General features: G+C 63.5%; 7 protein-coding genes and 2 pseudogenes. 2 read left to right on the forward strand and 7 right to left on the reverse strand.

From position 1 onward, the window contains the following. From ABSG20_RS23180 to ABSG20_RS23210, 7 genes and pseudogenes are all read right to left on the reverse strand, one after another. A partial coding sequence (locus tag ABSG20_RS23180) for an LLM class flavin-dependent oxidoreductase (RefSeq protein ID WP_423866847.1) occupies positions 1 to 284 on the reverse strand: 284 nt, incomplete at its 3' end. A gap of 30 nt (positions 285 to 314) precedes the next feature. After that, complete coding sequence (locus tag ABSG20_RS23185; RefSeq protein ID WP_423866848.1) at positions 315 to 1,499, reverse strand: acyl-CoA dehydrogenase family protein; 1,185 nt, start codon at positions 1,497 to 1,499, stop codon at positions 315 to 317. Continuing rightward, the gene (locus ABSG20_RS23190; RefSeq protein WP_423866849.1) at positions 1,493 to 2,287 is read right to left on the reverse strand and encodes an ABC transporter ATP-binding protein; all 795 of its coding nucleotides are present in this window, start codon (positions 2,285 to 2,287) and stop codon (positions 1,493 to 1,495) included. The genes ABSG20_RS23185 and ABSG20_RS23190 overlap by 7 nt, the downstream gene beginning before the upstream one ends. Beyond that, the gene (locus ABSG20_RS23195; RefSeq protein ID WP_423866850.1) at positions 2,281 to 3,321 is read right to left on the reverse strand and encodes an ABC transporter permease; all 1,041 of its coding nucleotides are present in this window, start codon (positions 3,319 to 3,321) and stop codon (positions 2,281 to 2,283) included. Before ABSG20_RS23195 ends, ABSG20_RS23190 begins: the two co-directional genes overlap by 7 nt. Beyond that, positions 3,299 to 4,402, reverse strand: a complete 1,104-nt coding sequence (locus ABSG20_RS23200; RefSeq protein WP_423866851.1) for an ABC transporter substrate-binding protein — start codon at positions 4,400 to 4,402, stop codon at positions 3,299 to 3,301. The genes ABSG20_RS23195 and ABSG20_RS23200 overlap by 23 nt, the downstream gene beginning before the upstream one ends. 917 nt (positions 4,403 to 5,319) lie before the next feature. Beyond that, positions 5,320 to 5,652: pseudogene (locus tag ABSG20_RS23205) on the reverse strand (5,10-methylene tetrahydromethanopterin reductase); the annotation flags it as partial. 334 nt (positions 5,653 to 5,986) lie between these two features. Next, positions 5,987 to 6,691 (reverse strand): helix-turn-helix domain-containing protein, encoded by a 705-nt coding sequence (locus ABSG20_RS23210; protein WP_423866852.1) that lies wholly within the window; start codon positions 6,689 to 6,691, stop codon positions 5,987 to 5,989. A gap of 369 nt (positions 6,692 to 7,060) precedes the next feature. Here ABSG20_RS23210 and ABSG20_RS23215 point away from each other — a divergent pair, with 369 nt between their 5' ends. Next, complete coding sequence (locus tag ABSG20_RS23215; protein ID WP_423866853.1) at positions 7,061 to 8,002, forward strand: family 2A encapsulin nanocompartment shell protein; 942 nt, start codon at positions 7,061 to 7,063, stop codon at positions 8,000 to 8,002. Beyond that, positions 7,989 to 8,485: pseudogene (locus ABSG20_RS23220) on the forward strand (family 2A encapsulin nanocompartment cargo protein cysteine desulfurase); the annotation flags it as partial. The gene ABSG20_RS23215 and the pseudogene ABSG20_RS23220, both read left to right, overlap by 14 nt.

Raw genomic sequence — 8,485 nt, forward strand, 5'->3', positions numbered from 1 at the left:
TGATCGATGGTCGCCAGTTGCCGCGCGATCAGGGTCGGCGAGGTAAAGCCCGGCCGCTGCGCGATCAGGACCTTGAGCCGATCGGTGATCCCCAACACATGCTGGCCGACCTGCAGGCTGTCCGGCGTGGTGGAATGAAAGGCGAGCAGCGCCCGGTCGAAGCCGGCATTCTCATGGGCTTTTGCCACCGTCTCGATGTGATGGCGATCGAGCACCGGGCCGGTCCGCACGATGGTCTCGGAAGCATTATTGTTTCCGATGAACCCGATGAATTCGATTGTCATGTCCTGCTCCGATGGCTTTCGACATTTGGTTCAGAGGCCCAGCGCCAGCCGGCCGACCTGGATTCGGGTGGCGTCATCCTGCGGCGTATGGACACGGCCGCACAGCACATCGCGATAGTGCCGCTCCAGCGGATTGGCGCGGGAAAGGCCGTGATTGCTGGTGAGCGCCAGCGCGTGCTCGACGACGGCGACGGCGTTGTTGGTGACGACGAGCTTGATGATGTTGGATTCGGCGGCGGTCAGCGAACAGCCGTCATCAAAATCTCCGGCGAAGCTTTCGATCAGCCGCGCGTTGACCGCAAGGCGCGCCTCGATGGCGCCGACCACTTCCTGGACCCGCGGCAGCGTGGCCAGCGACGCCCCGAGGTTCGACGGCACCCGCTGCCTCAGAAACCCGATCAGCCAGTCGCGCGCGGCCCGCGCGACGCCATCGTAGATCGCGGCGATGAAGATCGCATGCACGGTGGCCTGGGTGAAATCGACCACCTGCCAGTCTTCCGGTTTACGAACATCGATCTCGTGGTCGAGCGGGAAGACGACGTCGTCGAACAGCACGTCGTGGCTGCCGCTGGCGCGCAGCCCGAGATGATCCCAGGTCTCCACGATGCGCGTTCCCGGCAATCCCGCGGGAACGAGAAACAGACCGACGCGCAGCTCCGGCTCATCGGTCCTCGCCCACACCGCGTACCATTTCAGGATCGGCGCCCCGGTCGAATAGATCTTGCGGCCGCTGAGCCGCCATCCGGTCTCGGTCCGGCGGGCGATGGTCTCGGGCAGGCCGCCGCGCGACGGCGAGCCCAGATCGGGCTCGACCCGCAGCGCGTTGATCAGCGCCACGCCCTCGACGGTTTCCCGCGCCAGCTTGCGCGCGAGCCGGGCCGGCCAGCGCGAACTCCGCGCCATCACCAGATGCTGGATGTAATGCATCGACAGCACCAGCGCCGTCGACGGATCGGCCTTGCCGAAGATATTGATGATACGGGCGGCATCGAGCGCCCCGGCGCCGGCGCCGCCGAGCGCGGCGGGGACGGTCAGCGCCAGCAGTCCCGCCTCCGACAATTCAGCGAAATTCTCGAACGGAAAGCTCGCGTCGCGATCGTGCTGGGCCGCGCGTGCCGCGAATTGTAAAGCCAGCGCATTGGCGCGCTCGAATAGGCGGGGAGCGCCGTCCGGCGGGCCTTCGTCACGGATCGAGCTGCCCTGCGCACTCACCATGTGGCGTCCAATCCGAGCAGGCCGAGAATACGACGGCGCAACTCCGCGAGCGCGGGATCGCCGCGGTGCCGTGGATAGGGACGATCGACCGCAATATCGGCCTTGATCCGCGCCGGCCGGTCAGAGAACACGACGACGCGATTGGCGAGATACACCGCCTCCTCGACGTCATGGGTCACCAGCAGCGTCGTGAACCCGCTGCGTTGCCACAGCGACGCCAGTTCCGCCTGCATCGCAATCCGCGTCAGCGAGTCGAGCTTGCCGAGAGGTTCGTCGAGAATGAGGATCTTGGGGTCGTTGACCAGCGCCCGCGCCAGCGCCACCCGCTGCGCCATGCCGCCGGACAGCTGATGCGGATAGGCATTGCGGAAGCCGGACAATCCAACGAGATCGATGGCGGCATCGACGCGGTGTCGCTGGCGCTTCAAGATGCCCTGCGCCTCCAGGCCGAGCGCGACATTGTCCGCGACGTTGCGCCACGGAAATAGCGTCGGATCCTGAAACACCACGACGCGGGAGGGAAACGGACGCGTGATCGGCTCGCCGTCTTCGCGCAGCGTGCCGGATCGGGGCGGCTCCAGTCCCGCGACCAGCCGCAGCAACGTCGATTTGCCGCATCCGGACGGACCCAAGAGCGCGACGAATTCGCCGGGCCTGAGGCTGAAGCTGATGTCTTCCAGCACGGGAAGCACCGCGCCGTCGATGTCGAAGGCATGGCTGACGCCTTCGATATCGAGCGCAGCACCGGCCACAACCGGCGCCGCATCGGCCTTCGCCAGCGCTACCATTTGACGACACCTTTCTGCCAGACCAGCAGGTGGTCGCGGATCGTAAACAACAGGGTGATCGCGCCGGTGCACAACAAGGACATCACGATCAGCGCGGCATACATGTTGGAGTAGGCCGCCCATCCCTGCGCCCACTGCAGATACCAGCCGAGTCCGGCCTTGACGCCGATCATCTCGGCGACGACCACGACCGCGAAGGACGCTCCGAGGCCCATGAACAGCCCGACGAAGACGTGGGGCAGCGCCGCGGGGATCGCCACCTTCAGCACCAGGAAGGAGGGCTTGGCGCCCAGCGTCCGCGCCACGTCGTAATAGCCGTTGCTGACGCTGGCCACGCCGGACCAGGTCAACACCGTGACCGGAAAACCGGTCGCCAGCGCGATCAGAAAGGTGCTGGCACTCCAGCTCGAGGGAAAGGTGAAGAACGCGAACGGCAGCCATGCCGTCGGCGGCACCGGTCCGATGAAGCGGAGCAGCGGATGCACCCAGTAGCCGACGCTGCGCGACCATCCGATGGAGACGCCGGTCAGGAAGCCGACGGCCGCGCCGATCGCATAGCCGCCGAGCTGAAGCTTGACGGATGCCCAGACACTGGCGAGCAGCTTCGGCAGATCGTCGGTATAGACCTCGATGATCGCCTGCGGCGGCGGAAAGAACGGCAGCGGCAGCCAGGCGAATTTGGCGGTCGCGACCTCCCATAGCGTCAGGAACAGGCCGAGCGCCAGCAGCCATGGCACCCGCGTCTTTAGCCCGGCACCGACACGCCCCAACCATTTCGCAGCTGAGGTCGCAACCAGGATGCCGCCGCCAATCACAAAGGCCGCGATCGCCAGACCATGGGTCCGCGACCAGTCGCCCAAATCTTCCCACCATAGGCAGGACAATCCGAAGGCGACCCAGGCCAGACTGGCGAAGATGCCGGTGCCGTTGGCCAGAACCGACGCCGGAAGCGACAACGGCCGTCCCGCAAACGCCGCGCCCTCCTCCGCCGACTGCGGCAGCGCGACCGTCTTAGACGCCGAATACGTCGACATAAACACGCTCCGCGAATTTCGTCGTATCGGTACTTGGCTTGAAGACCGAGACAAGCTTCAGATCGTCCGCATAGGCCTTCAGTTCCTGTTTCAGCACGGCGCCGGTGGGATGATGGTGATGGGTGTGATAGCGAACCATCGCCTCCAGGTCCTGCAGCGACGCTTGCTTCGGCGCATAGGGCTGGAACGAGGCCGCGGCCTTGTCGGGATTTTGCGACGTGAACATCGCCGAATCCAGCAGCGCCTGGGTGATGGCGCGCGCCACTTGCGGCTCGTCGCGCACCAGGCTGCCGCGCAGGCCGACGATGCAGCAGGTCATGTCCTTGTAATCGCCGTCGAGGTTGGAGGCGACTTCCTTGTAGGCGGGGTCCTTGAGCCAGAGATAGGCGAGCGGATCAGACGACAGGAAGGCCTGGACCTCGCCCTTCACCACCGCCAGCTGCAACAGGTTTTGTGGATACACCCGCCAGTCGACATCCTTGGTGGGATCGATGCCCTGCTTGGCGAGCTGGATCGAGAAGAAGTTCTTGTCCGGCCCTCCGAGGTCGCTCACCGCGACGATCTTGCCCTTGAGGTCGGCGAGCTTGTCGACGCCCGAATCGGTGCGCGACAACACGCGCATGCAACCGCCATGGGTGCCCGCCGCGATCTTGACGTCGAAGCCCTGCTCCAGCGGCTTCAGCCAGCGCAGCGCCATGCCGAGGCCCGCATCGGTCTTGCCGGTTGCGATCGCCTCCAGCAACTGGTCGGTCGAACCGCTGTAGTTGACCAACTCGACGTCCAGATTCTGCTTCTGGAAAAAACCGTGATCGATCGCCACCGGCAGCGGCGCCAGACACACCGCTCCCGCGTTCCAGGACAGTTTCAGTTTGCGCGGCGCGCCCGGCAGCGGCGCAGCCTCGGAAGCCGTCTTGCAGAGCGGAAACTGCGAGAAATCTATCGCCGGCGCCGCGGCGCGGAGCGGAAAGGCCTGCGCGCCGAATACGCCGATCGGCGCTGCCACCGCCGCCGCGGCGCCGACGCGCAACAGCGTGCGGCGGTCCAGCAGCGTCTTGTCCTGCTTCGCATCTTTGGTCATCATCTTCTCCTGCCTGGAAGCGGCAAACAACCGACCTCGGCGCAGCGCTAGCAGCTGCGGCCCGGTCCTGTTCCACACTGATGATCATCAGTTTCGGTTCAATCCCGGCGAGCTTTCCCAGATCTCGCCCGGTCGCGTAGCGTCGCAATGATGCGCGGCAGCATCCCGATCGTCAATGAAATGGAATTTTGAATGTGATGGCGAACGGAGAGATTATCTCCACGGCAATATCACCACGCAATGACACGGTTGCGGCGTAATGGGCCGTTCGCCATCGATCCGAACCGGCTGCTTTGATGTGGGCTCAGAGCGCATGTCGCTGCCGGCGACCGGCAGAAACATTCTTCCGCGGTCCACGACGCGGGATGTTTGTTGCCCGCGGACTCGATTTTTCAGTGAACCATTTCGTTGACTGCCATCGGGTTTTACCTAGGCTTGAGGTTGACCCGGACAGCCGCGAGATCGTCAAGACCGAAAATCCGAGGGAGAGGTCGACCAGCATGGGCGCTTGGCTGATCCGGACCTGCCTATTTCACGCGGCATCGCGCATGCGTCAATGAAGGGGATACCCCAAGATGCCTCTCTACGTCGTTCGTCATCTTAACGCACAGTCGGAAGAACTGCCTTGCTTGCTGCAGCTGGAGGACGAGTACGCGGCGATGTATTTCAATATCGTTCACGGCAGGAGGCTGGGCCGGCGCTTCACCACGGAAAAGTGCGGCGACGCCAGCGCCGACTATCGGCTTGTCGCCACCGAGTTCGACGAGCGCGGATTTGCCGCAGCCGAGCGCGAGATCGAGCTCTATGAATTGACTGAAGCGCCCGGCCGCCAAGCGCGCGAGGCACCGGCTCGAACCATGGCCGCTGAGAGCGGCGTAAGGCGCGACGCGGGGCGGCATGCGATGGGCTGAGCCTGCCGCCTCACTGGCCTCGCGCTTGACCGCCTGGATATCTCGGTAGGCCGCGGCACGACGACTGGACGGCAGATACGGTCCCTCACCGAACAACTTCTCGAGTAGGGTCCCGGGACGATCGCCAATCGGATAGGCGCCGCGCTTCTGCAACTCCGGCACCAGGAAATTGACCACGTCCTCGAAGATCTCCGGCGTCACCGCATAGGCAAGATCTGAGCCGTCAACATCGGTCTCCTCGACCCACTCCTGCAGGATATCGGCGACCGTCGATGGCGAACCGACAAACACCGGACCGAGCCCGCCAACGCCGCCCCATTGCGCCAGTTCCTCGACGGTCCAGGACGTCCCGGCCTGATTTAATATCGGCGTCCGCTGCGGCATCGCCGTTGAGGTTCTTAGAGCATATTCTCTTCGACAGCGGCCTGCATCAACTGCGGCGCCATCCGCCCTTGCAGTAGGCGACACGGAGCGGTACCGCTGAAATGCAGGTCTGTGCCTGGCTTAGACTTCGGCTGGCGCGCCGCCCACAATCAAGCCTCCAGCAAGAATGCCGAGCGCAGAACGTCGGGAGGGAGAAACAGACAAGCGAAATTTCTGTAACCGGCGCGTGGACAGGGCCGGCGGAGAAGGATCACGAGCTAAACTCCTTTGTCGTTTCGGTACGGGCAAATATTCAGCCGACTGCCTCGATGTAGGTCATGACCAGGAACAGGATGGCTTCCTCTTCGCCCAGATTGCGATAGCTATGGGGGACGTCCGCTTCGAACACGAGGGCATCGCCCTCCCCGAGAGCAACCGGAGGCTCGGATCCTGAAATGATTTCAACGGCTCCTTTCGCTACAATCAGGTTTTCACGCGTGCCGGATGCATGCGCATCCGCATCCTCGCGATGGAGCGGCGAAAGCCTCAGCTCGTAGAATTCAACATGCCTTTCGCCGTCGAACGGAAACAGGGCACGGGATGTGAACCGCCCCTGATTTGAGGACAATAGCTTGGCATTCACGCGCCGGAAAACCAGATTTCCACGCGCAGCATCGGCGGCAATCAGACTTGCAAAAGGCACCTCCAGCGCGGTCGCCACCTTCCACAGCAAGCCGATCGTGGGCGTGCTCTTCCCGGTCTCGATTTGCCCGAGCATCGCGCGACTGACACCTGAATGCTTGGCAAGCCGTTCCAGCGAATGACCCTGGCGTATGCGCAACCTCCGCAAATTCCTCCCTACAATCCGCGACAGATCGACGGCGGGATCGATCGGCGCACGATCATTTCCCGGCGTTTTGCCAACGCTTTCAAATTTGGCTGAGCCATCTTGCATGCCGAGCAGGCTTACCGGATCAAGGGCTGCTGGCAATCGGCTACCAAAGAAAACGACAGGCATTACAATCCCCCCTGTTTTACAGCAGGTTTGTTTCAGCGATCTGCGGCGGCGGAGACAAAACCGATGCGGCCGCGCTTCGCGGCATGGCTATGGGGTACCTGGCCGTCAATACGGCTCCCTAAACTTGCAAGCATGAGGCTGCGAACGCAATCGGGCTTCATCACTCCGGGTCCTACAACAGCCGTAGAACTCACGCGCTGAACGCATCGTCCAATATGCTCAGCGAGTATCCGCTATCACAGAGGAAAATGCTCCTTTTCAATAGACTATCTTTGGGATGTTCTTGCAAGAAGTGATCGATAGTTAGATAAAAACTCCAACTCCCTTCCAGCCATACCTTACCGCAGCGCGTCACGGAGAACCCTTCCGATGTCTGATACCGAAGTCCGCAACACACTGGCCGAAAGCGCCGCCCGGCAGCTTGCCAATGCCACCAAGACCCGTGCGCAGTGGGGCGGCATTTCCCCGCGCTGGCTGGTGCCGCTGCTGCAATGGACGCCGGTCGAAGCCGGCATTTTTCGGCTCAACCGGGTCAAGGAGACGCGCGGCGCCACCTCGGCGGAATCGCTGGATGTGCAATGCAGCCCGCCGCGCGATCGCGACGCCGACCTCCCGGAGACCTTCGTCGACTACGAAGAGCAGCCGCGCGAATATTTCCTCAACGCGGTAACGACCGTTCTCGACGTGCAGACCCGGGTTTCCGACCTCTACAGCCATCCGTTCGACCAGATTCAGGAGCAGCTTCGTCTCTTGATCGAGAAGGTGAAGGAACGTCAGGAAGGCGAACTCATTAACAATCCGGAATACGGCTTGCTGGCCAACACTGCGTCATCGATGAAGATCTCGACCCGCAAGGGCCCTCCGACCCCCGACGATCTCGATGAACTAATCGCGAAGGTTTGGAAGGAGCCCGCTTTCTTTCTGGCGCATCCGCGCGCCATCGCCGCGTTTGGCCGCGAATGTACCCGGCGCGGCGTGCCGCCGCCGACAATCACGATGTTCGGCTCGCCGTTCCTGACCTGGCGCGGCCTGCCGCTGGTGCCATCCGACAAGGTCCCGTTCGACGAAGCCGGCAAGACCAAGATTCTGCTGCTGCGCACAGGCGAAAAGAAGCAGGGCGTCGTCGGGCTGTTCCAGCCCGGCGTTCCCGGCGAAGTCACGCCAAGCCTCTCGGTTCGCTTCATGGGCATCAACCGCAAGGCGATCGCGTCCTATTTGATCTCGCTATACTGTTCGCTGGCGGTCCTCACCGAGGACGCGCTCGGCGTGCTCGAAGGCGTCGAAGTCGGCAATTATCATGAATACGCCTGATATCGCCACCGGCCCCTCGCCCGGCGATCTGTCGGGGACCGCGCCGCTCGAGCAGACGGAGGCGGCGCTCGCCGCCACGCCCGATCCTGCACTGATCGCGCGCATGGCCAATGCGTTCTTTTCCGCGCATCCTGCCAATCCCGTCACCTCGCCGGGAGCCGCGATGCCATCGGCCCCGCTGTTTGCGGCCGAACCGATCTACGCATCGATCCCAGGCGTACCGACGGCGACGCCTCCGCTCACGCCCAATCACAATCCGGGATCGTCCGCGCTGCCGTTTCCCACCGCCGGCGCGGCAGTTCCGTCCGCCCCGATCTACGCGGTAGATCCGCAGCGGGCTTCGGCAACACCGGGATTGTTGTCGCTTGATCCGGGCACGCCGATGAGCCTTTCGGCGCCGGCCTCGATCGCAGCGCCGGTCGCGGCATCCCCGTCCGCTTCTCCAGGCGGCGGTGGGATGGCGGATGATTACGCGGCGCTGCC

Source organism: Bradyrhizobium sp. (assembly GCF_049512235.1).
Taxonomy (GTDB): Bacteria; Pseudomonadota; Alphaproteobacteria; order Rhizobiales; family Xanthobacteraceae; genus Bradyrhizobium.

Coding starts and splice junctions, on each gene's coding strand:
- ABSG20_RS23185 (WP_423866848.1), bottom strand. CDS start 1,499: ATGGTGAGTGCGCAGGGCAGCTCGATCCGTGACGAAGGCCCGCCGGAC.
- ABSG20_RS23190 (WP_423866849.1), bottom strand. CDS start 2,287: ATGGTAGCGCTGGCGAAGGCCGATGCGGCGCCGGTTGTGGCCGGTGCT.
- ABSG20_RS23195 (WP_423866850.1), bottom strand. CDS start 3,321: ATGTCGACGTATTCGGCGTCTAAGACGGTCGCGCTGCCGCAGTCGGCG.
- ABSG20_RS23200 (WP_423866851.1), bottom strand. CDS start 4,402: ATGATGACCAAAGATGCGAAGCAGGACAAGACGCTGCTGGACCGCCGC.
- ABSG20_RS23210 (WP_423866852.1), bottom strand. CDS start 6,691: ATGCCTGTCGTTTTCTTTGGTAGCCGATTGCCAGCAGCCCTTGATCCG.
- ABSG20_RS23215 (WP_423866853.1), top strand. CDS start 7,061: ATGTCTGATACCGAAGTCCGCAACACACTGGCCGAAAGCGCCGCCCGG.